At 67.6% G+C, this 24,259-nt stretch carries 17 protein-coding genes and 1 tRNA gene; 6 read left to right on the top strand and 12 right to left on the bottom strand.

What is annotated here, in order from left to right:
* Positions 1 to 77: 77 nt before the first annotated feature.
* A complete protein-coding gene (locus DWF00_RS22145; RefSeq protein ID WP_114829649.1) occupies positions 78 to 4,646 on the bottom strand; it encodes an Ig-like domain-containing protein in 4,569 nt (1,522 codons plus the stop codon).
* 130 nt (positions 4,647 to 4,776) lie between these two features.
* Positions 4,777 to 5,553, bottom strand: a complete 777-nt coding sequence (locus DWF00_RS22140; protein WP_114829650.1) for a DeoR/GlpR family DNA-binding transcription regulator — start codon at positions 5,551 to 5,553, stop codon at positions 4,777 to 4,779.
* Between the two features lie 564 nt (positions 5,554 to 6,117).
* Here DWF00_RS22140 and DWF00_RS22135 point away from each other — a divergent pair.
* The 4 genes from DWF00_RS22135 (at position 6,118) to DWF00_RS22120 (ending at position 10,265) form a co-directional block, all read left to right on the top strand.
* Positions 6,118 to 7,239, top strand: a complete 1,122-nt coding sequence (locus tag DWF00_RS22135; RefSeq protein ID WP_114829651.1) for an ABC transporter ATP-binding protein — start codon at positions 6,118 to 6,120, stop codon at positions 7,237 to 7,239.
* Between the two features lie 2 nt (positions 7,240 to 7,241).
* The gene (locus DWF00_RS22130; RefSeq protein ID WP_114829652.1) at positions 7,242 to 8,504 is read left to right on the top strand and encodes an ABC transporter substrate-binding protein; all 1,263 of its coding nucleotides are present in this window, start codon (positions 7,242 to 7,244) and stop codon (positions 8,502 to 8,504) included.
* A 70-nt stretch (positions 8,505 to 8,574) separates the two neighbouring features.
* Positions 8,575 to 9,450: a carbohydrate ABC transporter permease gene (locus tag DWF00_RS22125; protein WP_114829653.1), complete on the top strand. Its 876-nt coding sequence runs from the start codon at positions 8,575 to 8,577 to the stop codon at positions 9,448 to 9,450.
* 8 nt (positions 9,451 to 9,458) lie between these two features.
* A complete protein-coding gene (locus DWF00_RS22120; protein ID WP_210207891.1) occupies positions 9,459 to 10,265 on the top strand; it encodes a carbohydrate ABC transporter permease in 807 nt (268 codons plus the stop codon).
* A gap of 30 nt (positions 10,266 to 10,295) precedes the next feature.
* On the opposite strand, the gene DWF00_RS22115 is transcribed toward DWF00_RS22120, so the two are convergent.
* Together DWF00_RS22115 and recJ are read right to left on the bottom strand one after the other, a co-directional pair.
* A tRNA-Glu gene (locus DWF00_RS22115) sits at positions 10,296 to 10,370 on the bottom strand.
* Positions 10,371 to 10,488: 118 nt separating this feature from the next.
* A complete protein-coding gene (gene recJ / locus DWF00_RS22110) occupies positions 10,489 to 12,288 on the bottom strand; it encodes a single-stranded-DNA-specific exonuclease RecJ (protein ID WP_114829655.1) in 1,800 nt (599 codons plus the stop codon).
* Between the two features lie 167 nt (positions 12,289 to 12,455).
* Here recJ and DWF00_RS22105 point away from each other — a divergent pair, with 167 nt between their 5' ends.
* On the top strand, positions 12,456 to 14,111 hold the full coding sequence (locus tag DWF00_RS22105) for an FAD-binding dehydrogenase (protein WP_114829656.1): 1,656 nt from the start codon (positions 12,456 to 12,458) through the stop codon (positions 14,109 to 14,111).
* A gap of 187 nt (positions 14,112 to 14,298) precedes the next feature.
* On the opposite strand, the gene DWF00_RS22100 is transcribed toward DWF00_RS22105, so the two are convergent.
* From DWF00_RS22100 to DWF00_RS22065, 8 genes are all read right to left on the bottom strand, one after another.
* Entirely contained in the window at positions 14,299 to 15,018 is a 720-nt protein-coding gene (locus DWF00_RS22100) for a helix-turn-helix transcriptional regulator (protein ID WP_181832673.1), read from the bottom strand.
* Between the two features lie 22 nt (positions 15,019 to 15,040).
* The gene (mgrA, locus tag DWF00_RS22095) at positions 15,041 to 16,063 is read right to left on the bottom strand and encodes an L-glyceraldehyde 3-phosphate reductase (RefSeq protein ID WP_114829658.1); all 1,023 of its coding nucleotides are present in this window, start codon (positions 16,061 to 16,063) and stop codon (positions 15,041 to 15,043) included.
* A gap of 275 nt (positions 16,064 to 16,338) precedes the next feature.
* On the bottom strand, positions 16,339 to 17,334 hold the full coding sequence (glpX, locus tag DWF00_RS22090; RefSeq protein ID WP_114829659.1) for a class II fructose-bisphosphatase: 996 nt from the start codon (positions 17,332 to 17,334) through the stop codon (positions 16,339 to 16,341).
* An 84-nt stretch (positions 17,335 to 17,418) separates the two neighbouring features.
* Positions 17,419 to 18,765: a homoserine dehydrogenase gene (locus DWF00_RS22085; protein ID WP_114829660.1), complete on the bottom strand. Its 1,347-nt coding sequence runs from the start codon at positions 18,763 to 18,765 to the stop codon at positions 17,419 to 17,421.
* An 84-nt stretch (positions 18,766 to 18,849) separates the two neighbouring features.
* Positions 18,850 to 19,668, bottom strand: a complete 819-nt coding sequence (locus tag DWF00_RS22080; RefSeq protein WP_114829661.1) for a class I SAM-dependent methyltransferase — start codon at positions 19,666 to 19,668, stop codon at positions 18,850 to 18,852.
* A 236-nt stretch (positions 19,669 to 19,904) separates the two neighbouring features.
* On the bottom strand, positions 19,905 to 20,333 hold the full coding sequence (locus DWF00_RS22075; protein WP_147283711.1) for a hypothetical protein: 429 nt from the start codon (positions 20,331 to 20,333) through the stop codon (positions 19,905 to 19,907).
* An 88-nt stretch (positions 20,334 to 20,421) separates the two neighbouring features.
* Positions 20,422 to 21,642 carry an LL-diaminopimelate aminotransferase gene (locus DWF00_RS22070; protein WP_114829663.1) on the bottom strand — a complete coding sequence of 407 codons (1,221 nt, stop codon included), beginning with the start codon at positions 21,640 to 21,642 and terminating at the stop codon, positions 20,422 to 20,424.
* A gap of 154 nt (positions 21,643 to 21,796) precedes the next feature.
* On the bottom strand, positions 21,797 to 22,138 hold the full coding sequence (locus DWF00_RS22065) for a hypothetical protein (RefSeq protein WP_147283712.1): 342 nt from the start codon (positions 22,136 to 22,138) through the stop codon (positions 21,797 to 21,799).
* A 117-nt stretch (positions 22,139 to 22,255) separates the two neighbouring features.
* On the opposite strand from DWF00_RS22065, the gene DWF00_RS22060 reads away from it, so the two are divergent.
* Positions 22,256 to 24,079, top strand: coding sequence for a PHA/PHB synthase family protein (locus DWF00_RS22060; RefSeq protein WP_114829665.1), 1,824 nt, complete (start codon positions 22,256 to 22,258; stop codon positions 24,077 to 24,079).
* The last annotated feature ends 180 nt before the right edge of the window (positions 24,080 to 24,259 follow it).

Here is a 24,259-nt window from a genome sequence, read left to right as displayed (position 1 = left end):
CTGCCGCAAGCCCTCTTCGGAATGGAAAGGGCGCCCTTGTGGGGCGCCCTTTCTCTTTGCCGCCCGCCGTGCCCGTCTCAGGCTGCGAAGCGGAAGTCGTCAGCGGTGAGCGCGGCGAGCGCGATGTTGCTGAGCGTCAGCGTGTGGTCCTGGTCCAGCGTGATGACCACGTCGTGGCCGACCTGATCCGCCGCCGCCGTGACCGCAGCAAAATCGGCGAACAACCCAGCAGCGAACTGGATGGTGTCCGAACCCGAGCCGGTCAGCGTGAAGTCACTGATCACGTCACGGCCGAAGCCGGCGGTGAAGACGAAGCTGTCATGGCCCGAGCCGCCCGAGAGCACGTCATCGCCAGCGCCGCCGGTGATGACGTCGTCACCCGAGCCGCCCTTGATCTGGTCGTTGCCGGCGCCGCCGAGGACGATGTCGGCATCCGAGCCGGCGTCGATCACGTCGTTGCCGTCGCCGCCATCGAGCCTGTCGGTGCCCGAGCCGCCGTTGAGCGCATCGTTGCCCTGGCCGCCCGAGACCTGATCGCCACCCGAGCCGCCGTCGACCGTGTCGTCCCCCGCAGCGCCGGCGATCGTGTCGTCGCCTGCGCCGCCCTTCAGCGTATCGTTGCCGGCGCCGCCGTCGAAGCCGTCATTGCCATTGCCGCCAGTCACCACGTCATTGCCCGCGCCGAAGAGCAGCTTCTCGATGTTGCTGAAGCTGTCGCTGCCGATGCCCTCGCCCGAGACGCGGCCCGCGCCGAAGTCGACCGAGACCGGCCCCGTCGCCGCCGAGAGATCGAGCGTGTCGTCGCCGGCTCCGCCGTCGATGAGGTCGTCCCCCGCGCCGCCGTTGAGGACGTCGTTGCCGGCTCCGCCATCGAGATGGTCGTTGCCGAGCCCGCCGATGAGGCGGTTTGCAGCGTCGTCGCCGATCAGGATGTCGTCACCCGAACCGCCGATGACGTTCTCGATGCCGCTGAGTTCGTCGGCGCCGATGCCGTCGCCATTGGCCTCGCCGGCAGCGAGGTCGAGCACGATGCCCGCGGCGTCGCCGGAGTAGTCGGCCGTGTCGATGCCATCGCCGCCGTCGAACAGGTCGTCGCCCGCCCCGCCGATGAGGACGTCGTTGCCGGCACTCCCGATCAGCTCGTCGTCGCCGGCACCGCCCTTGAGGACATCGTCGCCCTCGCCGCCGTCGAGAAGGTCATCGCCCTCGCCGCCGTCGATGGTGTCGTTGCCGGCGGCGCCGTGGACCTCGTCGTCGCCGAGACCCGCCAGGATCACGTCGTCACGCGACGTGCCCGTGATGATGTCGTCGCCCGGCGTGCCGGCCGGCACATCGGCGGTCTTGACGAAATGCACGTCGTCGAGCGCCACGCCGGCGCCCCAGGAGTCGGCGACCCCGGTGTCGATGAACTCCAGCCTGTTCGAGCCGTTGCCGGAACCGCCGACCACGTCGAAGCTGTAGGTCGTCCAGCTGGCGCTGGTCTGCGGCGGCAGGCCCTCGAAGATGACCTCGCCGTTCCACAGCACCCGCACGCCGTCATCGTTTCTGACGTTGTCGGAGTCGGAGAGCGAGAAGCTCACCTTATAGGATGCGCCGGTTTCGACATGGTCGATCGTCTGGCCGAACTTGTTCCTGGCCGCCAGATTTGAGCTATCGAGGTCGATCCAGAACCGGCCATCCTTGGCGTGGACGCCGCCGTAATTGTCCAGGTGCTGCTCGATGCGGTTGACGTTCGTCCAGCCGGCAATGGCCTTGTCGTTGTTGCGATAGCCCCAGTCGGCGCCGCCATTGTAGTCGGCGGATTGGCTGAGATCCTCGAAGCTGCCGTTGACGATGAGGTCGGTGCCGACCGGCACGCCCACCGGCGGCAGCGCGTTGACGGTCAGGCTCAGGGTCGCCGTATCCGTGCCGCCCTTGCCGTCGGAGACGGTGTAGCTGAACGACGCGTCGCCCGAGAAGCCCGCGGCCGGCGTGAAGACGACGTTGCCGTGAGCGTCCAGGGTGACCGAGCCGCCGACGCCTGCCGTGACCGACTGGATGGCGAGCGCATCGCCGTCCGCATCGGTATCGTTGGCGAGAAGGTCGGCCACCGCGATGCTCAGGACGGCACCGGCATCCGTGGAGAAGCCAGCATCATCCGCCGCGACAGGCGCAGCGTTGGTCACGACCTCGGCGATCTTGACGAAGTGGATGTCGTCCAGCGCCGCACCGGCACCCCAGGAGTCGGTGACCCCGGTGTCGATGAACTCCAGCCTGTTCGTGCCGTTGCCGGAGCCGCCGATCACGTCGAAGTTGTAGGTCGTCCAGCTGGCGCTGGTCTGCGGCGGGATGCCATCGAAGATGACCTCGCCATTCCACAGCACGCGCACGCCGTCATCCATTTTCGCATTGTCGGAGTCGGACAGCGAGAACGAGACCCGGTAGGTCGCGCCGGCTTCGACATGAGCGATCGACTGGCCGATCTTGTCAGGGGTCGTGCCCGTCTGCGAATGGTCCATGTCGATCCAGATCCGGCCATCCTTGGCGTTGACGCCGCCGTAATGGTCCCAGTGCTGCTCGATCCGCTTGTTGGCAGTGTTCGTCCACCCAAGGATCTGGCCGTCCTGGTTCCGGTAGCCCCAGTCGCTGGGGCCGTTGCTGCCGGAGGATTCGCTGACATCCTCGAAGCTGCCGTTGACGATCAGGTCGGTGCCAACGGGGATGCCCGGCACGACGGTCAGGTTCACGGCCGTCTCGGTGAAGCCGCCATGCCCGTCATTCGCCAGGAAGGTGAAACTGTCCGCGCCGGTGAAGCCGACCGCCGCAGTGTAGCGATAGCTGCCATCCGCATTGAAGACGAGCGCGCCATGGGCCGGGCCCTCGCCGAGGCTGTAGGCCAGCGCGTCGCCATTGGCGTCGGTGGCCGCGACCCTGCCGCTGAGCGGAATCTCCTGGCTGACGACGAGATTGGCCTCCTCGGCCTCCGGCGCGACGTTGCCCGGAGTCGGCAGCATCGGATCGGCGAGCTTCACGAGATGGACGTCGTCGAGCGTGGCGCCGAAGCTCGCCCCCGCGCCTTCGAAGACGAGTTCGTTCGAGCCGTTGCCGGCCCCGCCGGTAACGATGAAGTGGAGGTCGCTGCCGGTGCTGGCCGGGATGCCCTCATAGATCACCTGGCCGCCCCAGAGCACGCGCACGCCGTCATCGCCCGTCGGCAGGTCGGCCAGCGAGAAGCTCAGGCGGTAGGCAGCGCCGGTCTCGGCGCCGTCGATCTGGTGCGCGAGGACGCCGTCGCCGAAATCGCCAGCGGCGACGAGATCGGTCCCGACCGCGATCGTCGAGGGGGCGGCGAAGCCAGGCGCGCTGGCCAGCACGGCCTGAAGGCCCGGCAGCAGGGCGGCGATTTCGGCATCGCTCCCCTCAACGGCAAGCGCCGCGAGCTGAGCGCCGGTGAGCGTCAACCCGTCGGCGGTGGTGATCGAAGCGGGCTGGTGCGCCGCATCGACACCATCGAGCAGGACGAGCGCGTCGCTGCCGGAGCGGATGATCAGGTTGTTGCCGGCGCGGATGACGGAGATGCCGGCCGGAGCAATCCCGTCGAACCGGATCGTGCTGGTGCTGTCGAGCGAGACCAGGTCGATGCCGTCGCCGGCGCGGAAGACCACCTCGTCGCCGCTCGCGACGATGACGTCGTTGCCGACGCCGCCGGAGAGCACGTCGGCGCCCTCGCCGCCGGAGAGGAAGTCATTGCCGCTGCCGCCGATGAGCTGGTCATTGCCGGCGGCGCCGAAGAGCAGGTCGTTGCCGCCGTCGCCATAGAGCACGTCGTTGCCGCCACCGGCACGGACGATGTCATCGCCCGACATGGCATAGACGACGTCGGCGCCGGCGCCGCCATTCGTCACATCCCATTGATCGGTGCCATAGGCGACATCGGCATTGTTGAGGAGCTTTTCGAGCGCCGGACGGGCCAGTTGCGTATTGTCGTTGATGATGCCGTCAACCCCGAGGTTGAGGGCGTTCTGCACGTCGGCAAGCGTTCCGGCGACGGTCCAGCCGTTCACCTCGAGGCCGGCCGCATGCGCCGCCGCCACCTGCTCCTTCGTGATCAGGCCCATCTGGGGTGCGAGGGCGTCCAGTTCGCCCATCGAGCCATTCGGGTTCGTCACGTTGGCGATTGTCGCGTCAGTGATCCCGTCCGTCAGCCAGACCAGCGGGAAATCGACGTGATACTTGGTCTCCATCAGGTCGCGGAGAACCTTGTGGTCCGTGGCGAAGGTCTGGAAGACGATCCGCTCGGGATCGGCGAAGTCGTTCGCGACGAGTTTCGTGAGCAGGGCGTCGTAGGTCGCATAGCCGGAGCTCTTGGTCTCGATCAGGATCCCGAGCTTCCGGCCGGTTTCGACCTCCATCTCCTTCGTCAGCGTGATGAGCTCCTCGAGGGTGACGATACCCGGCACCGCCGCGCGCACTTCCGCCAGGGTCAAGTTCGCGATGCCGCCGGGAAGGTCGTCATGGTAGCTGACCAGCGCGCCGTCCTTGGTCAGGCGGAAGTCGGTCTCGACGAAGTCCGCCCCGTATTTGAACGCCCACTTGTAGGAGTCCATCTCGTTGTCCGCATAGGGATTGGTGCCACGATGGGCGTAAAGAACGGGCTTGTCAGCCATGGCTTATCTCCAGAAAAGGCAACAGAAGACCGTCCTCGCCGCGGTGCTGCGGCGAGGGTGAAAAACGCGGTGCGGTTCGATCATCGGGCCGCGCCCTTGCGGGCGCGGGGTCATGGGCAAGGGCGACGGGCTACGTCGGCCCCGAACTCTTGATGAACTGGACGCCGGACTGGTCCAGCATCCGTTGAATTCTTTCCGGCGGGTCCGTTTCGCAGAACACCGCGGTGACCTGGTCGATGCGCCCGCCATGGACGTAAGCCGGGCGGGTGAACTTCGAGGAGTCGAGCACGAGGTAGGACTTGCGGCAGTTGCGCAGCATCGCCTCGCGCACGCGCACCTCGTCCTGGGAGAAATCGAGGAGCGAGCCGTCCTCGTCGACCCCGGCGACGCCGAAGATCGCGATGTCGACCTTGTACGAGGCGAAGAACGCGTCGATCGACGGGCCGCAGACGTCGAGGTCGCTGCCGCGCACGGTGCCACCGGCGATCGCCAGCGTGAAATCCGAGCCCCTTGCCACCATCAGGGCGAGCGGCAGGTTGTTGGTCACGACCTTGAGGTCGCGATGGGAGAGCAGCGCCTCGGCGACGATCTGCGGCGTGGTGCCGATGCCGAAGGAGAGCGACGCGCCATCGTGCACATGACTGGCGACGGCGGCAGCGATATTCTGCTTGGCTTCGCGGTTCAGCACGGAACGGTCCTTGAATGCGAGGTTCTTCCCCTGCCCGACGCTCTCGATGCCGCCATGGCGGCGCCGGGCGAGGCCCTGATCGCACAGGGCGATGAGGTCGCGGCGGATCGTCTGCGTGGCGACCGCGAAATGCGCCGCCAACTCCTCGACGGTGATGAAGCCCCGGCTGCGCAGCATGTCGGCGATGGCCGTCTGCCGCCCGTCCGAGCCATTACGCATGCTCAAATGAATGCCCTGTGTGTTCATATGAGTTCTATAGCGCTCGCCGGTGACGCTTTCGCGACGGTGAACGCATTCTTAAAAATTCCCGCGCCCGTCGCTTCCACATGCATATGGCGAGAGTTTCGGCCATCGCCCCGCCGTGGCATCAGGGCGCGGCGCGACGCGTGAAGACACTGTTACGCCGGCAAATATACCGAAAATCGGCGATTATGGTCGGTTTCGAGCTCGCATCGCTTCGCGATCGAATGAAGCGCGAGACGACCCGCCGTCATCTGCGGCGTGCCGCAAGCACGATTGCGGTGCGGTTCTCAAGTCATGCGCGAATGATCAAAAAAATCCAAGAACTCGCTCATTTGAATTTCATATGAACGTCATCGATCTGACGTAGCCACGTCAACGGCACGCCCTACCAGCATACGCTCTTCCCGAAACGGCGCTGCGCCGCCCTCGGAGAGATGCCGTCCGGCGCCATCGATGGCTGCCCGTCCCTTTCACGATCCCTGGGTCACCCGACATCCGAACGTTCCGCCGCACGCCACTCCGTCATCGAGTTTCATTGTCATGTCCGCCTCCTCCTTCCTGAGCATCCAAGGGCTGAGCCGCCGGTTTTCGGCGCGTTCGGGGGTCGGCGAGTTCTCGCTTGCGGTCGAGCGAGGGCAATTCGTGGTGCTGCTCGGCCCCTCCGGCTGCGGCAAATCGACGACGCTCAGGCTGATCGCCGGGCTTGAGACACCGGATGCGGGCCGCGTCGAGATCGACGGGCGCGACGTCACCGCGCTTTCGCCCTCCGAGCGCGGCCTCTCGATGGTCTTCCAATCCTATGCGCTGTTCCCGCATCTCGACGTGGCCGAGAACATCGTCTTCGGGCTGAAGGTGCGCGGCGTCGCGCGGGCCGAGCGCCGACACCGGCTCGACGAGGCGCTGGCCATCACCGGGCTCGAAGGGCTCGAGGACCGCAAGCCGGCCAAGCTCTCGGGCGGCCAGCGCCAGCGCGTCGCTTTGGCCCGCGCCATCGTCGCGGACCACCCGCTCTGCTTGATGGACGAGCCGCTGTCGAACCTCGACGCGCAACTGCGCCACAGCGTCCGGCAGGACATCCGCGCACTGCAGAAGCGGCTGGGCATGACCGTCATCTACGTGACGCACGACCAGACCGAGGCCATGAGCATGGCCGACATCGTGGTGCTCATGCGCGACGGCCAGATCGAGCAGGCCGCCAGCCCGGCCGAAATCTATATGGAGCCCGCGACCGCCTTCGCTGCGAGCTTCGTCGGCACGCCGCCCATGGTGATGCTGCCGGCCGAGATGCTCGACGCCGGAGCCTGCCCCCCCGCCGGGGCGCCCGCGGACATGGTGTTCGGCGTTCGTGGCGAAGACCTCGCGCTTCACCCGGAAGGCCAGGGCCGGCTCGCCGCCCAGGTCGTCGAGCTGGAATTCCTCGGCGCCGAGACTTTCGTCCATCTCGAGGTCGCCGGTCCGGTCCGGCTGATCGCGCGCGTGCCCGGCCGCCCTGCCGTCGTGCCGGGCGAACGCCTCTCCCTCGATTGGCCGCGCGAGGCGACGCACTGGTTCGACCGCGCCAGCGGCCGGCGCATCGCGCGTCCCTCTTCAGCCCTCGCCCCTTCACCCACCGACCGGCCGCAAAGCATGCCGGCCCTCCCCTCAGCAGCGAAAGGTCTCTGATCATGAAATCTCTTCTCGCCGGCCTCCTTCTCGGCCTGGCTGCCGCCGCGACGCCCGCCGCCGCCGCGCCGACCAAGCTCACCATGTATTATCCGATCGCCGTGGGCGGCCCGCTCACCGACGTGGTCGACGGGATGATCAAGGGCTTCAAGACCGAGAACCCGGATGTCGACGTCGAGGCCGTCTATGCCGGCAACTACGACGACACCCGCATCCGCGCGATCTCGGCGATCAAGAGCGGCCAGCCGGCGCAGCTCTCGGTGCTGTTCTCGATCGACGCCTATGACCTGATCGAGCAGGACCTGATCGTGCCCTTCGAGGAGGTCGCGACCTCCGAGGACGACAAGAAGTGGCTCGGCAGCTTCTATCCGGCGCTGATGGCGAACGGCAAGATCGACGGCAAGACCTGGGGCGTGCCGTTCCAGCGCTCGACCATCGTGATGTTCTACAACAAGGACATGTTCCGCGAGGCCGGGCTCGACCCGAACCAGCCGCCGCGCACCTGGGACGAGATGGCGTCTGCCGCCAAGAAGCTGACCAAGGACGGCCGCTGGGGCCTGATGATCCCGACCACCGGCTACGCCTATTGGATGTTCCAGTGCTTCGCCATCGAGAATGGCAAGGAGCTGATGAGCGCCGACGGCACCAGGACCTATTTCACCGATCCGGCCGTCGTCGAGGCGCTCGCCTTCTGGCGCTCGCTCTCGGCCGAGAAGAAGGTCAGCCCGGAAGGCGCGATCGAATGGGGCACGCTGCGCCAGGCCTTCACCTCGGGCCAGACCGCGATGATGTGGCACACGACCGGCAACCTCACCGCCGTGAAGAAGGAAGCCAAGTTCGATTTCGGCGTCGCCATGCTGCCCGCCAACAAGCAGCCGGGATCGCCCACCGGCGGCGGCAACTTCTACCTGTTCAAGCAGGCCAAGCCCGACGAGCGCAAGGCGGCGCTGAAGCTGATCAAGTACATGACCGCTCCGGAACGCGCCGCGCAGTGGTCGATCGCCACCGGCTATGTCGGCGTCAGCCCGGCCTCCTACGAGACCGAGGCGCTGAAGCAGTACGGCAAGGAGTTCCCGCAGGCGATCGTGGCCCGCGACCAGCTCACCGTCGCGATCTCCGAGTTCTCGACCTATGAGACCGGCCGCGTCCGCGACGCGCTGAACAACGCCGTGCAGGCCGCGGTCGTCGGCAGCAAGACCCCGCAGGCGGCGCTGAGCGAGGCCCAGGCCACCGCCGACCGGCTGCTGAAGCCCTTCCAGAAGTAATCTCAACCTGAGCTCGGGGGCGGCCGCGCCGCCCCCGCAGCTTGTTTCGCGGAGATAGATCGTGGCGGACATGACGAGACAGCGGGAGCGCAGGCGCACGGCCCTCTATGGCTGGATGCTGCTGTCGCCAGCGCTCGTCCTGCTCACCACCTTCGCCTTCGCCCCGACCATCGCGACCTTGTGGCAGAGCCTGTTCTCCGCCGGCACGAGACGCCGCCCGGCGGCCTTCGTCGGGCTCGACAACTATGCCGACCTGATCGCCGACCCGGTGTTCTGGCGCGTCCTCGGCAACAACCTCGTCTATGCCGGCGTCACCGTGCCGGCCTCGATCGTCATCGCGCTCGGCATGGCGCTCTGGGCCAATGCCAATATCCCCGCCCGTGCCTTCGTCCGCGTCGCCTATTTCACGCCGACCATGCTGCCGATGATCGCCGCAGCGAATCTCTGGCTGTTCTTCTACACGCCCGGCATCGGCCCCTTCGCACATCTCGGCTTCGGCTCCGTCAATTGGCTCGGCCAGCCCGATACGGCGCTGTGGGCGGTGATCGTCGTGGCGATCTGGAAGGAGGCCGGCTTCTTCATGATCTTCTATCTCGCGGCGCTGCAGACGATCCCGCCGGACCTCAAGGAGGCGGCGCTGATCGAGGGCGCCGGCCGCTGGACCTATACCCGCCGCGTCGTGCTGCCGCTGCTGATGCCGACGACGCTCTTCGTGCTCGTCAACGCGCTGATCAACTCCGTCAGGCTCGTCGACCAGCTCTTCATCCTGACCAAGGGCGGGCCCGACAACGCCTCCAAGCTGATCCTCTACTGGATCTGGGAGCTCGCCTTCTCCTATTTCGACGCGCCGCGCGCCGCGGCGATGACCGTCCTGGTCCTGCTGATGCTCGGCCTCGTCGCGATCGTCCAGTTCGGCCTGATCGACCGGCGGGCACATTACCGATGAGAGCGGCGATGCAGCGCTGGTTCACGCTCGATGCCCTTGGCGCGCTCGTCCTGGCGCTCGCCTGGATATCGCCGCTCGCCTATGCGGTCTGGGCGGCCTTCCACGACGTGCACGCGGCCGTGGGGCTCGACCTCTCCGCGCCCTGGACGCTCGCCAATATCCGCGCGGTCTGGCAGCAGGCGCCCTGGCTCGCCTATATCGTCAACACGATCAAGCTCGTCACCACGGTGCTGATCGGCCAGCTCGTGCTCTGCACGCTCGCCGGCTTCGCCTTCGCCCGCTTCGACTTCCCGGGACGCGGCGTGGTGCTCATCCTCGTCCTGCTGCAGCTCTTCATCCTGCCGGAGGTGCTGATCGTCGAGAACTACGCCACCATCGCCCGGATCGGCCTGTTCGACACCACGCTCGGCATGGGGCTGCCTTATATGGCGAGCGCCTTCGGCATCTTCCTGTTGCGGCAGGCCTTCAAATCCGTGCCGAAGGAGCTCGAGGAGGCGGCGCGCATCGAAGGCTGCTCATGGCTCGGCGTGCTCTGGCGCGTTTATATTCCCGCCGCGCGCCCGGTCTACCTTGCCTACGCGCTGGTCTCTGTCGCGACGCACTGGAACAACTTCCTGTGGCCGCTGATCGTCACCAACTCGCCGCAGACGAGGCCGCTCACCGTCGGGCTCTCGCTGTTCGGGGCGCCCGAAAGCGGCGTCGACATCTCGCTGATCAGCGCCGCGACCTTGATGACCATCGCCCCGCTGGTCCTGGCCTTCATCATCTTCCAGCGCCAGTTCATGCAGGCCTTCCTGACATCGGGCATCAAGTAGCCGCGCGATCCGCAGGGTCTTCCGAGATGATGGCGCGGCCTACGGGAGTCGAACCCGTCTCCCCAGCGTGAAAGGCTGGTGTCCTAACCGATAGACGAAGGCCGCAGGGCTTCGGCTGCAAATCATTGCAACCCATCGGAAGCGGCGCGAGCTATAGTGCGACAGGCCCGGCTCGGCAAGCCCGAGTTTGCCCATCTCTCCGCCATGCACAGCCGATGGCCCGTCAAACCACGCGGGCGAGGTCGAGGATGCGCAATTCGGCCGTCTCGTTGCCGCCCCAGCGGTTGAGCGTGAGGGTGGCGGCGAGGTGCACGGTCTCGCCGCGCGCGGCCAGCAGCGCCTGGCCGAGTGGCTCCTGCGCCGCGCGGAAGGCGATGCCGCCGATCGTGGCGCCGTCACCGCTGCGAAGCTTGATGCGGATATGGCCACCGGTACCGATCTCCCTGACATCGGCCAGGCGATGCGAGGGGAAGACGAAGGCCGGCTCGGGACAGCCGGAGCCGAAGGGGCCGGCCTTCTCGATCTCGGCCAGAAGCCGTGGGTTGGCGCCGCCGGCACTGAGCGCCGCATCGATCAGCAACGCCTCGCCCTCGCGGGCGGCGGCGACTTCGGGCGCCAGGCGCCCGGACAAAAAGGCGTGGAAACCGGCCGCCTGCCCGGCCGCCAGCGTGATGCCGGCCGCCATGGCGTGGCCGCCGCCCTTCAGCGCCAGCCCGGCCTCGACGGCCTGGCGCACGGCGCGGCCGAGATCGACGCCCGCGACCGAGCGGCCGGAGCCGGTCGCTCCGCCCTCCCCGTTCACGGCAAGAGCGAAGGCGGGGCGACGGAAGCGCTCCTTCAGCCTGGCGGCGACGAGGCCGACGATGCCGGGATGCCAATCGGGCGACGACGCGAGCAGGACGGCGAGCTCGGGCTCGCTCATCAGCGCGTGATCGGCCTGAGACACCGCCTCCTCGACTGCGCGCTTCTCGATCTCCTGCCGCTCCTGGTTGAGCCGGTTGAGCTCGGCGGCGATGCTGCGGGCCTCGACCTCGTCATCAGTCAAAAGCAGCCGCGCGCCGAGCGCCGCATCGCCGATGCGCCCGCCGGCATTGATCCGCGGGCCGAGCAGGAAGCCGAGATGCCAGGGCTGGACCGGGCCGTCGAGGCCGGAGACATCGAGCAGCGCCGCCAGGCCGGGGCGCGTACGGCCGCGCAGCATCGCGATGCCCTGACGGACGAAGGCGCGGTTCAGGCCCTTCAGCGGCACGACGTCGGCAACGGTGGCGAGGCCGACGAGATCGAGCGTCGCCAGCAGGTCGGGCTCGCTCCGCGTCGTCCAGAAACCCTGCCGGCGCAGGACGCGGTTGGTCGCGACCAGCGCGAGGAAAACGACGCCGGCGGCGCAGAGATGGCCGAGGCCGGAGAGGTCGTCCTGCCGGTTCGGGTTCACCAGCGCCGCGACCTCGGGCAGGTGCTCGGGCGCCTGGTGATGGTCGAGCACGACGATGTCGAGCCCGAGGCGGCGCGCTTCGGCCAGCGGCTCATGGCTGGTCGTGCCGCAATCGACCGTGACGAGCAGCGTCGCGCCCTCGCCCGCCAGCATGCGGATGGCCTCGCTGTTGGGGCCATAGCCCTCTATCAGCCGGTCGGGAATGTGGATGCGCGGGCGGGCGCCGGCCTCCTTGAGAAAACCGGCGAGCAAGGCGGCCGAGCAGGCGCCGTCGACATCGTAGTCGCCGAAGATCGCGACCTGCTCGCCGCTAGCGGCGGCGTGCGCCAGGCGCTCGGCGGCTTCGTCCATGTCGACCAGCGTCGAGGGATCGGGCAGAAGGTCGCGCAGCTTCGGTTCGAGATAGCGCTGCGCATCCGCCGCCTCGACGCCACGGCCGGCCAGCACGCGCGCGACGATGTCGGGAATGCCCTCGACCTGCGCCAGCGCCTCGGCCCGGCCGAGCCCGGCGGCATCGAGCCGGTCGCGCCAGAGCCGGCCGAGCACGGACCGGGCGACGCCGAGAAACGGGCGCTGGGCGATGACGTTCATGTCATTGGGGTCGCGCAGCGCGGCGCCCTCGTCAACAAGAACCACCCTACTTGTGACAGCCGTCCACTGCACATCTTTGAGCGCATGATGTGATCCGAAAACCGGTGTCCACTTTTCGGCATCATGCTTTAGTGCCTCAACCAGAACAAAACAGGGGAACGCCTGCCATGCCTGATGACGCGGATGTCATCGTCATCGGAGCCGGCCTGGCCGGGCTCGTCGCCACCGCAGAGCTTGCCGACGCCGGCCGCAAGGTGATCCTGCTCGACCAGGAGCCCGAGCAGTCGCTCGGCGGCCAGGCCTTCTGGTCTTTCGGCGGCCTGATGCTGGTCGATTCAGCCGAACAGCGGCGCATGCGCATCCGCGATTCGCGCGAACTCGCCTGGCAGGACTGGCAGGGCTCGGCCGGATTCGACCGGCCTGAGGACGAATGGCCGCGGCGCTGGGCGCTGGCCTATGTCGATTTCGCCGCCGGCGAGAAGCGCTCATGGCTGCACCAGCAGGGCATGCGCTGGTTCCCCGTGGTGGGCTGGGCCGAGCGCGGCGGCGCGCTCGCGACCGGGCACGGCAACACGGTGCCGCGCTTCCATGTGACCTGGGGCACGGGGCCTGGCGTGCTCGAACCTTTCCTGCGCCGGGTGAAGGAGGCAGAGGCGAAGGGGCTGGTCTCGCTGCGCTTCCGGCATCGCGTGACGGGGCTCCCGACGAGCGGCGGGGCGATCAACGGGGCCGAGGGCGAAATCCTCGCATCCAGCGAGGTGGCGCGTGGCGAAGAGAGTTCGCGAGAGGTCGCCGGTTCCTTCGCGCTGAAGGCGCAAGCCGTGATCGTCACCTCCGGCGGCATCGGCGGCAATCACGATCTCGTCCGGCGGCAATGGCCGCAGCGGCTGGGCGAGCCGCCCAAGCGCATGCTCTCGGGCGTGCCGGCGCATGTCGACGGCGAGATGCTCGGCGTCGCGGAGGCCGCAGGCGGGCGGCTGATCAATGGCGACCGGATGTGGCACTATGTCGAGGGCATCCATAACTGGAGCCCGCTCTGGCCGGGGCACGGCATCCGCATCCTGCCCGGCCCGTCCTCGCTCTGGTTCGATGCCCGCGGCAACCGGCTGCCGGTGCCCTGCCTACCCGGCTTCGACACGCTGGCGACGCTCGACCACATCATGAAGACCGGGTTCGACTATTCCTGGTTCGTGCTGACGCGCAGCATCATCGCCAAGGAATTCGCGCTCTCCGGTTCGGAGCAGAACCCCGACCTGACCGGCAAGAGCTGGCGCAAGGTGATCGAACGCGCGACCAAGGGCATTCCCGGCCCGGTCCAGGCCTTCATGGACAAGGGCGAGGATTTTATCGCCGAGAGCGATTTCTCCCGGCTGGTCGCGCGGATGAACGCGCTCAGCGGCGACGATCTGCTCGACGAGGCACATCTGCGCGGGCAGATCGAGGCGCGCGACCGCGAGATCGACAATCCCTTCGGCAAGGACCTGCAAATGACCGCGATCCGCGGCGCGCGGGCCTATCTCGGCGACAGGCTGATCCGCACGGCCAAGCCGCACCGCATCCTCGACCCGGCGCATGGCCCGCTGATCGCGGTGCGCCTCAACATCCTGACGCGGAAGTCGCTCGGCGGGCTGCTGACCGACCTGTCGTCGCGGGTGCTCGGCGCGAATGGCGAAGCCCTGCCCGGCCTCTACGCAGCTGGCGAAGCGGCGGGCTTCGGCGGCGGCGGCCTGCACGGCTACCGCGCGCTCGAAGGCACCTTCCTCGGCGGCTGCATCTTCTCGGGCCGGATCGCCGGGCGGGAGGCGGCGAAGGCGGTGGGGTGAACCCTTCCGTCTCTCCGAATAAAAAGGCCGCCGCTCTCGCGAGCGGCGGCCAGGAGTCGACGCCGTTTGCGTGATCCGGACCCGCGCCTGGTCATGCGCGATGCCGGATGCGGCGGCGATAGGTACGGCGACCGCTTGAGCGAAAACGTCCGGCCAGGATATTCCCTGTTCAGATAGGTTCTGCAGATCAGAGCAGCATGTTGCCGCAAAGACGCGCCACCGCCTGGGCGCGGGTCTTGGCGCCGAGCTTGCGCTTGGCGTTCTCGACATGGGCATGGGCCGTCGCCTGCGCGATGCCGAGCTTCTCGGCGATCTCCGCATCCGACAGGCCGTCGGCGACGAACCACAGGCAGTCCCGCTCGCGGGCCGTCAGCGCCGGGAATGGCAGCGGCGGCTCGGCCAGGGCCGCCATGCGGTCATGCGCCATCACGGCCGCAAGCGTGATCGCCTGCAGCTGCCGCGGCGACAAGTCGAAGCGTTCGAGGCCGAAGCTGACGATGCCGAAGCGGCCATTCGGCTCATGGCAGGGCACGGCGAAACCGTCCGCTATCCCGACCTCCCGCGCCACGGCGAGGCCGCGCCAGTTCTCGAGATCGCCGAAGCCCGGATCGCTCCAGCGAAAGGCCGAATGGCGGCGCGCCGGGGCGAGGATGACCGGGTTGCCGCGATCCAGCTTTTCGCGCGCGTAAGCGTCGAGCCATCCCGGCACCGAGAACTGCGCATAGAGCCGGCGCTTGGCGACGAGCCTCGGCACGGCCATGGCCTGCGAGTTCGGGAACGAGCCGGCGAAGAAGCCCCTCGCACCCAACGGCGCGAGGGCATCCCGCAAGACGAGCCCGGCGGCTTCCGGAGTCGCTGCTGCAGCCAGGCCGGAGATGAGCTCCAGGGCCAGGTCTATGGCCGACATGACCGGGCCCGGGCCCGAGCTCTCAGCGTTCCGCCGAGGCGGCCCAGATGTTGACGCCGCCCTCGCCGGCATGCTGGTCGATCAGCTTGAGCTCCTCGGCCGTGAAGGAGGGCTTCGCCAGCGCCGCGACGCAGTCGGCGACCTGCTCCGGCCGGCTCGCGCCGATCAGCGCCGAGGTGACGCGGCCGCCGCGCAGGACCCAGGCGATCGCCATCTGGGCGAGGCTCTGGCCGCGGCTGGCGGCGATGTCGTTCAGCGCCTTGATGCGGCGCAGGTTGTCGTCGCTGAGGAAGCCGTCGCGGAACGAGGGCGCCTTCTTGCCGGCGCGGCTGCCCTCGGGCACGCCGCCAATGTACTTGTTGGTCAGCATGCCCTGGGCGAGCGGCGAGAAGACGATCGAGCCGATGCCCTCCTCGTCGAGCGTGTCGAGCAGCTTGTCCTCCTCGATCCAGCGGTTGAGCATCGAATAGCTCGGCTGATGGATCAGGCAGGGCGTGCCGAGGCGGCGCAGGATCGCGGCGGCTTCGCGGGTGCGCTGCGAGTTGTAGGAGGACAGGCCGACATAGAGCGCCTTGCCCTGGCGCACAGCGGTGTCGAGCGCGCCCATCGTCTCTTCGAGCGGCGTGTTCGGGTCGAAGCGGTGCGAGTAGAAGATGTCGACATAGTCGAGCTTCATCCGCTTCAGGCTCTGGTCGAGGCTGGAGAGCAGGTACTTGCGGCTGCCCCACTCGCCATAGGGGCCGGGCCCCATGCGATAGCCGGCCTTGGTCGAGATCACCAGTTCGTCGCGATGGTCGGCGAAGTCCTGGCGCAGGATCTCGCCGAAGGCGGTCTCGGCCGAGCCGGGCGGCGGGCCGTAATTGTTGGCGAGGTCGAAATGGGTGATGCCGAGGTCGAAGGCCGTGCGGCAGATGGCGCGGCCGGTGTCGTGCGGCGTGGTCTCGCCGAAATTGTGCCAGAGGCCGAGCGAGATCGGCGGCAGCATCAATCCGCTGCGGCCGCAGCGGTTATACTTCATCGTGTCGTACCTGGTCGCGCTGGCCATTGTTTCCCCCCGGAATCCGGTTCTCAAGTCAGGCCGGCATTGTCCTGATGCAGCAGGTAAAATCCACCGCCATTGCGGGAACAGCGGCGATGACGCCTCGGCATGGCCAAGCTGCCGGGAACCTCAGCCCTCATCCTGAGGAGCCGTGAAGCGGCGTCTCGAAGGATGCTCCAGAGAGCACTGGAGCATCCTTCGAGACGCGAGCTAAAGCTCGCTCCTCAGGATGAGGGCTGAGGGTGTTCTGGGCCGCGAAGCGGGCAGGCGCCGCCCTGCCCTTAGTCGAGCTTGAACTTGCCGAACTCGCGGTGCTCGCCATAGATGCGGCGGACCGTGCCGGTGATCGAGCGGTAGACGATGGTCTCGGTCTCGATGACGTCCTTGCCGAACTTGACGCCCGAGAGCATGCCGCCATCGGTGACGCCGGTGGCGGAGACGATGACGTCGCCCGAGGCCATTTCCGACATGTCGTATTTCTTGTTGGGGTCGAGGACGCCCATGCCGTGGGCGCGGACCCGCTTCTCCTCGGTGTCGAGGATCAGCCGCCCCTGCATCTGGCCGCCGACGCAGCGCAGAGCCGCAGCCGCGAGCACACCCTCGGGTGCGCCGCCAATGCCGAGATAAAGGTCGATGCCGGTCTTCTCCGGCTCGGTGCAGAAGATCACGCCGGCGACGTCGCCGTCGGTGATCAGGCGGATGGAGGCGCCGGTCTTGCGCACGGCCTCGATCAGCGCGGCGTGGCGCGGCCGGTCCATGATCAGCGTCGAGATCTCATGCGGCTTGACGCCCTTGGCCTTGGCCAGCGCGTTGATGTTGTCGGCCGGTGAGGCGTCGAGATCGATCACGCCCTGCGCATAGCCGGGGCCGACCGCGATCTTGTCCATGTAGACGTCGGGCGCATAAAGCAGCTGGCCGGCGCCGGCCATGGCCATGACGGCGATCGAGCCGGGCATGTCCTTGGCGCAAAGCGTGGTGCCCTCGAGCGGATCGACCGCGATATGCACCTTAGGGCCAGTGCCGAGGCCGACCTTCTCGCCGATGAAGAGCATCGGGGCCTCGTCGCGCTCGCCCTCGCCGATGACGATCTCGCCGTCGATCGGCAGGCGGTTGAGTTCGCGCCGCATCGCATCCACCGCCGCCTGGTCGGCCGCCTTCTCGTTGCCGTGGCCGCGCAGGCGGGCGGCGGAGACGGCGGCGCGCTCGGTGACGCGCACCAGCTCCATCGAGAGAAAGCGTTCGATGATCTGGGCGGAGGAGATCGTCAGTTCGGACATGCGGCGGTTCCCTTTATCTGGCGTCGGGGCATTTGGCGGCAGGCAGTTGAACGGCAGCCTAACAGACTGCCCGAGCCCACTGCCCTATTCCCGTTCGATCCTTATCACCTGCGGCGGCTCGGCAATGTGACCATCGGCCGTGACCTTCTCCAGCGCGGCGCGGATCGCGGCCTCGCTGGTGGCGTAGGTGATCAGCACGACCGGCACCGGCGCCCCGGAGCGGCCGCCTGGATCGCGCGCGACGGCGGCTTCGGAGCGGCGCTGGACGATGCTCTCCAGCGAGATGTCGGCCTCGGCCATGCGGGTGGCGATCGCGGCCGCCGCGCCGGGGCGGTCGGCAACGGCGAGGCGCACGTAATAGCCGCCCTCATGGCGCTGCATCGGCGCGCGCGTCGGCTGCTCCAGGCGGGCGATCGGCAGGCCGAAGGGCAGCCCGGCAGTGCCGCGCGCGACATCTGCGATATCGGCGACGACGGCGGAGGCGGTCGGGTCGCCGCCGGCGCCGGGGCCGACCAGCGTGATCTCGCGGACGGCGTCGGCGTCGATGGTCACCGCGTTGGTGACGCCCATGACCTGCGCGATGGCGGAGGATTTCGGCACCATGGTCGGGTGCACGCGCTGCTCAATGCCGGTCTTGGTGCGTTCGGCGACGCCGAGCAGCTTGATGCGGTAGCCGAGCTCGTCGGCCATCTTGAGGTCGAGCGGCGCGATCGAGGAAATGCCTTCGACATGAATCGCTTCGGCGTCGATCTTCGTGCCGAATGCGAGGCTGGTCAGGATGGCGAGCTTATGGGCGGTGTCGTAGCCCTCGACGTCGAAGGTCGGGTCGGCCTCGGCATAACCCAGGCGCTGCGCGTCCTTCAGGCAGGCCTCGAAGGTCAGCCCCTCCTGCTCCATGCGCGAGAGGATGTAATTGCAGGTGCCGTTGAGGATGCCGTAGAGCCGGGTGACGTTGTTGCCCGAGAGCGCCTCGCGCAGCGTCTTCACCACCGGGATGCCGCCGGCCGACGAGGCCTCGAAGGCGAGCGCGACGCCCTTCTCCTCGGCCAGCGTCGCCAATGCGACGCCATGATGGGCGAGCAGGGCCTTGTTGGCGGTGACGACCGATTTTCCAGCCGAAAGCGCCGCCTCGACCGCCGCCTTGGCCGGGCCGTCGGAGCCGCCGATGAGTTCGACCAGGCAGTCGATCTGCGGCGAGCGGGCGAGCTCGACCGGATCGTCGAACCAGGCGAGGCCGGAGAGGTCGATGCCGCGGTCGCGGCTGCGGTCGCGGGCGGAGACGGCGGTGATGCGCACCGCGCGGCCGCAGCGGGCGGCGAGCGCGTTCTCCTGGCGTCGCAGGATGCGCAGCACCGAAGTGCCTACCGTACCGAGGCCAGCGACACCGATGCGCAAGGGGGCAAGACCGGAGGAAGAAGCGAGCGTCGTCATGCCGCCGGGGTCGCATGCGGCAACGGACGAGTCAACGGAGGCGGCGCGCAAGGCGGCCCCGAGCGCTTCGCGGCGCCGTCGGGCTCAGGGACGCAGCGCCGTGACGACGAACGCCTTCACCTGCCCCTCGATCGGCTCGCTGCCGAAGCGGCGCGTCAGGGCCTCGGCCGCAACCCGGGTCGCCGCCTCCAGCCCATCGCCGGGCGAGCGCGCCTCGATCTCGCTGCGCAAGGGCGTGCCCTGGCAGAAGGCGGTCGCGACCTCCTGGGCAGAATGCGCCCGGCACGTCCGGCTCAGCGCCTCGATCATGACGGCGTGGAAGCCGGCCTCAGTGAGTTCCTCCCGGATGCGCTCGGGATCATGATAGCCATGCGGCGTCCGCTCGATGAAGCGCGGCGGATCCTCCGGGAACAGCGCCTGCACCGCGTCGGAGACGACATGCGGGAATTCGTTCGCCGCCATCCCGTCCCAGGCGTTGAAGAGGTAGTGCCCGCCGGGCCTCAGCACCCGGAGAGCCTCGCGATAGGCCTGCACCTTGTCGGGGAAGAACATCACGCCGAACTGGCAGGCGACGAGATCGAAGCCCTTGTCCCCGAACGGCAGCAGGCTGGCGTCAGCCTGGCGCCAAAGGATGGCGGCATCCGCCCCCTGCCGCGCCGCGGCACGGTCGAGCATCGCCTGATTGAGGTCGGTGGCGGTGATCTGCGCCTCGCCGTTCAGTCTGGAGGCCATGGCGCGGGTCAGCGCCCCCGTGCCGGCGGCGATCTCGAGAATCGCCCGCGGCTTCAGCCTGGCGACGCGCCCGGCGAGATCGTCGGCATAGGGCTCGAAGATCAGCGGAACCAGCAGGCGATCGTAGATTTCCGGGATAGGGCCGGCGAAGAGCTTGTCTGAGGTGGCCATGCACGCTCCTCCGCGACAGGACGATCGATCATCGCGCCAGCGGCCCGAAGCCCGTCGCAAAGCGGGACCGGGATCGCGCCATCATAGGCCGGCTCCTCCCGTGACTGCAGCGTAAGAAGCGCGACCCAGCCTGCCTAGATCGCCGTGCATCCTATTGGACGCAGAGCCGCGATCTAGGCCTTTGTTATTGCATCGGATCTTTCCGAAAATCGGATTCCACTTTTCGGTCCGATGCGCTAGTCGAAGCGGCAGACCACTTCCGCCGCGAGCCGGCGCAGCTTGCCCTCGCCGAAGGTGAGATGCAGGCGCAGGGCCTGCCTGCCGAAGGCGGTCGTCTTGATGGTGCGCAGCGCTTCCAGCGTCTCGCCGGTCCAGGTCGTGGCGTTCTCGATCTGCGGCTGCCAGAACCAGGGCTTGGGCGGCACGATCTCGATCGTATTGATGACCTGCTCGGCCTCGGCCTGTGCCATGCCGAGCGGCAAATAGCGGCTGGCGATCTCGGTGTCGTCGCCGCCGCACTCGCCGGAGCGGGTCGCGGTCAGGACGTCAGCGACCAGCTGCGACTTCGTCTCCGGCGTGCGGCCGCGCGAATAGTCGAAGGTGGTGACGAAGCAGACCAGCGCGAACAGGCCCAGGACGATGCCGATCAAGCGGCCTTTAGACATGCCGAGCCCCTGCCCTGAACGATCAGCCCCGCTCCCGTCTTAGAGCGCGAAGGCGCCGGGCGGAAGCGGGAATGATGGAGCAGGCTCTTCACCCAGCCTTCGGCATCTGGATGACGTTGTGCAGCGTCTGGTCGGCGGTCTTCAGGAAGCGGCCGACATTGCGCGCCGCCTGGCGGATGCGCTGCTCGTTCTCGACGATGGCGATGCGGACGAAGTCGTCGCCATGCTCGCCAAAGCCGATGCCGGGCGCGACCGCGACCTCGGCCTTCTCGATCAGCAGCTTGGAGAACTCCAGCGAGCCGAGATGGCGGAACTTCTCGGGGATCGGCACCCAGGCGAACATCGAGGCCTGCGGCGCCGGGAAATCCCAGCCGGCCTTGCCGAAGCTCTCGACCAGCGCGTCGCGGCGCTTGCGGTAGATGTCGCGCATCTCGCGGATGCAGTCGTCGGGGCCGTTCAGCGCAGCGGCGGCGGCAACCTGGATCGGCGTATAGGCGCCGTAGTCGAGATAGGATTTGACGCGTGCCAACGCCGCTAGCAGGCGCTCGTTGCCGACGGCGAAGCCGATGCGCCAGCCGGCCATGGAGAAGGTCTTCGACATCGAGGTGAACTCGACCGTGACGTCCATCGCGCCCGGCACCTGCAGCATCGAGGGCGGCGGGTCGTTCTCGTCGAAATAGACCTCGGCATAGGCAAGGTCCGAGAGCAGGATGAGATCGTGGCGCTTCGCGAAGGCGACGAGGTCGCGGTAGAAGTCGAGCGAGGCGGTATAGGCGGTCGGGTTCGCCGGATAGCAGGTGACGAGCGCGATCGGCTTCGGCACCGAATGCAGGATCGCCCGCTCCAGCGCCGGGAAGAAGGCCGGGGTCGGCTCGGCCGGGACCGAGCGAATCACGCCGCCCGCCATCAGGAAGCCGAAGGCGTGGATCGGGTAGCTCGGATTGGGCACCAGCACGACGTCGCCCGGGCCGGTGATGGCCTGCGCCATGTTGGCGAAGCCCTCCTTCGAGCCGAGCGTGGCGACGACCTGCGTGTCCGGGTTGAGCTTCACGCCGAAGCGGCGCTCGTAGTAATGCGCCTGGGCGCGGCGCAGGCCGGCAATGCCCTTGGAGGCGGAGTAGCGGTCGGTGCGCGGCTTGCCTGCGGTCTCGACCAGCTTCTCGATGACGTGCTTCGGCGCCGGCAGGTCCGGGTTGCCCATGCCGAGGTCGATGATGTCGACGCCCTTAGCTCGCTCGGCTGCCTTGATCTTGTTGACCTGTTCGAAGACGTAGGGCGGCAGTCGTTTGATGCGGTGGAAATCGGTCATTTCGAACAGGTCCTTCGCCGAGGTCGGCTTTCCCTTTTTAGCACGCGGGTCAGATTTTTGCGCGGGCAGTCCTTAGCACCGCATCTTTCGTCAGGGCAGTCCCAAAAACGCAAGATTCAACGAAAGGCCCAACTCTTGGCCGGGAAGCAACACCTCACGGAACGGCAGCGGGCGCCGGCGGCGGGGTGGTGCCGAGCTGCTTGGCCTGATTGCCGGCGGCCTCGTTGGAGATGCGCTTGGCCTCCAGGTCGGTTTCGAGCTTCTTGAAATCGGCGACCGGCTTGCGCGGCGCGGCGCGGGTCACGGCGCTGCCGACAGGGATGTAATCCGCCTCGGCCTGGCGCGCCTCCTTGACGAAGGCCTTCGATTCCTGCGGCGTGGTCGCGAAACCGGTCGCCTCGGCGATGTCCTTGCCGCAGCCGGACAGGACCAGGCCCTGCGCCGCCACCGCCAGCAGGAGCGCCAGGCGCCGTGTCATATTGATGTGGGACGACATGAACTGGCCCGGCACGTTGCAAAATTCGCTTTTTCTACCATATCGGTTAGGTCCTTAATGGGACCAAAATGGGGAGCCAAGTGCTCTCGCATAAGAAACGGCCAAGGGAGAAGAGCCATGTGCCCGCCAGCGGACGACAAGTCGAAGGGGGCGAACGGCCCGGACGACACGCTGGCGCCCGATTTCGACCTCCTCGCCCAGAACATGGGCCGCCTGATGGAAGAGGCCGGCAAGGTCACCGCCGCCTATCTCAAGCCGATCGAGCGCGGCGAGGCCAAGACCGGCGCGGCCGACGAGGCCAGCGAGATGGTCAAGACCATCGGCCGCGTCGCCGAGCGCTGGATCAGCGACCCGCGCAAGATCATCGAGGCGCAGGCCTCCCTGACCAGCGACTTCATGAACCTGTGGAGTTCGACGCTGAAGCGCGCCGGCGGCGAGGAGGCCCCGGCCGTGGCCGAGCCCGACAAGCGCGACGCGCGCTTCGCCGATCCAGACTGGTCGGCCCACCCGATGTTCGACTTCATCAAGCAGGCCTATCTGATCGGCTCGCGCTGGGCCGAGTCGATGGTCGACAAGGCCGAGGACCTCGACCCGCATACGCGTGAGAAGGCGCGCTTCTACGTCAAGCAGATCGCGAGCGCGCTCTCGCCTTCGAACTTCGTCGCCACCAACCCCGAATTGCTGCGCGAGACCTTGCGCCAGAACGGCGAGAACCTGGTGCGCGGCATGAAGATGCTGGCGGAGGACATCGAGGCCGGCAAGGGCGAGTTGAAGATCCGCCAGTCCGACGCGCACGCCTTCGAGGTCGGCGTCAACATCGCGACCACGCCCGGCAAGGTGATCTTCCGCAACGAGATCATCGAGCTGATCCAGTACGCGCCCTCGACCGAGACGGTCTTCAAGCGGCCGCTGCTGATCGTGCCGCCCTGGATCAACAAGTTCTACATCCTCGACCTCAACGCCGATAAGAGCTTCATCCGCTGGTGCGTGGCGCAGGGGCTCACCGTCTTCTGCATCTCCTGGGTCAATCCGGACGAGCGCCACGCCGCCAAGGATTTCGAGAGCTACATGCGCGAGGGCATCTTCGCGGCGCTCGACGCGATCGAGCAGGCGACCGGCGAGAAGAGGGTGACCACGATCGGCTATTGCGTCGGCGGCACCCTGCTCGGCGTCGCCCTCGCCTACATGGCCGCGACCAAGGACAAGCGCATCGAGAGCGCGACCTTCTTCACGACGCAGGTCGACTTCTCCAAGGCGGGCGAGCTCTCGGTCTTCGTCGACGAGGAGCAGATCAAATCCGTCGAGGAGCAGATGGCGCAGCGCGGCTATCTCGACGGCTCGCGCATGGCCGGCGCCTTCAACATGCTCAGGCCCAACGACCTGATCTGGTCCTACGCGATCAACAACTACCTGAAGGGCAAGGTGCCGACGGCGTTCGACCTGCTCTACTGGAATGCCGATTCGACGCGCATGCCGGCGGCGAACCACTCCTTCTACCTGCGTAGCTGCTATCTGGAGAACAGGCTCTCCAAGGGCGAGATGCGGATCGGCGGCAAGGCGCTCGACCTGAAGCAGGTGACGATCCCGATCTACAACCTCGCCGCCAAGGAAGACCACATCGCCCCGGCTCAGTCGGTCTTCCTCGGCTCGCAGCGCTTCGGCGGGCCGGTGGAGTACGTGATGGCGGGCTCGGGCCACATCGCCGGCGTGATCAACCCGCCGGCCAAGATGAAGTACCAGTACTGGGCCGGCGGCTCGCTCACAGGCTCGTTCGAGGACTGGGGCAAGGGCGCGAGCGAGCATCCGGGCTCGTGGTGGCCGCATTGGGTCGAATGGATCAAGGCGCAGGCGCCCAAGCAGGTGCCGGCGCGCGAGCCCGGCAGCGGCAAGCTCGCGGCGCTCGAGGATGCACCGGGGAGCTATGTGAGGATCAAGGTGTAGGCTGCGCTCGCCACACCACTCTCCCCGTCATGGTCGGGCTTGTCCCGACCATCCACGTCTTCGCTGATGAAGGATCGGGGCCAAGACGTGGATGCTCGCCACAAGGGCGAGCATGACGGCGAGGTTTACAAGGCCGAATAAAAAAGCCGGCCCAAAGGCCGGCTTTTGCTTGCCGAAATG

Origin of the sequence: Allobosea caraganae (assembly GCF_003351345.1) — a bacterium.
GTDB classification, from domain to species: domain Bacteria; phylum Pseudomonadota; class Alphaproteobacteria; order Rhizobiales; family Beijerinckiaceae; genus Allobosea; species Allobosea caraganae.
The sequence above is the reverse complement of the archived record's forward strand: the minus strand, read 5'-3'. Positions and strand labels throughout refer to the sequence as shown.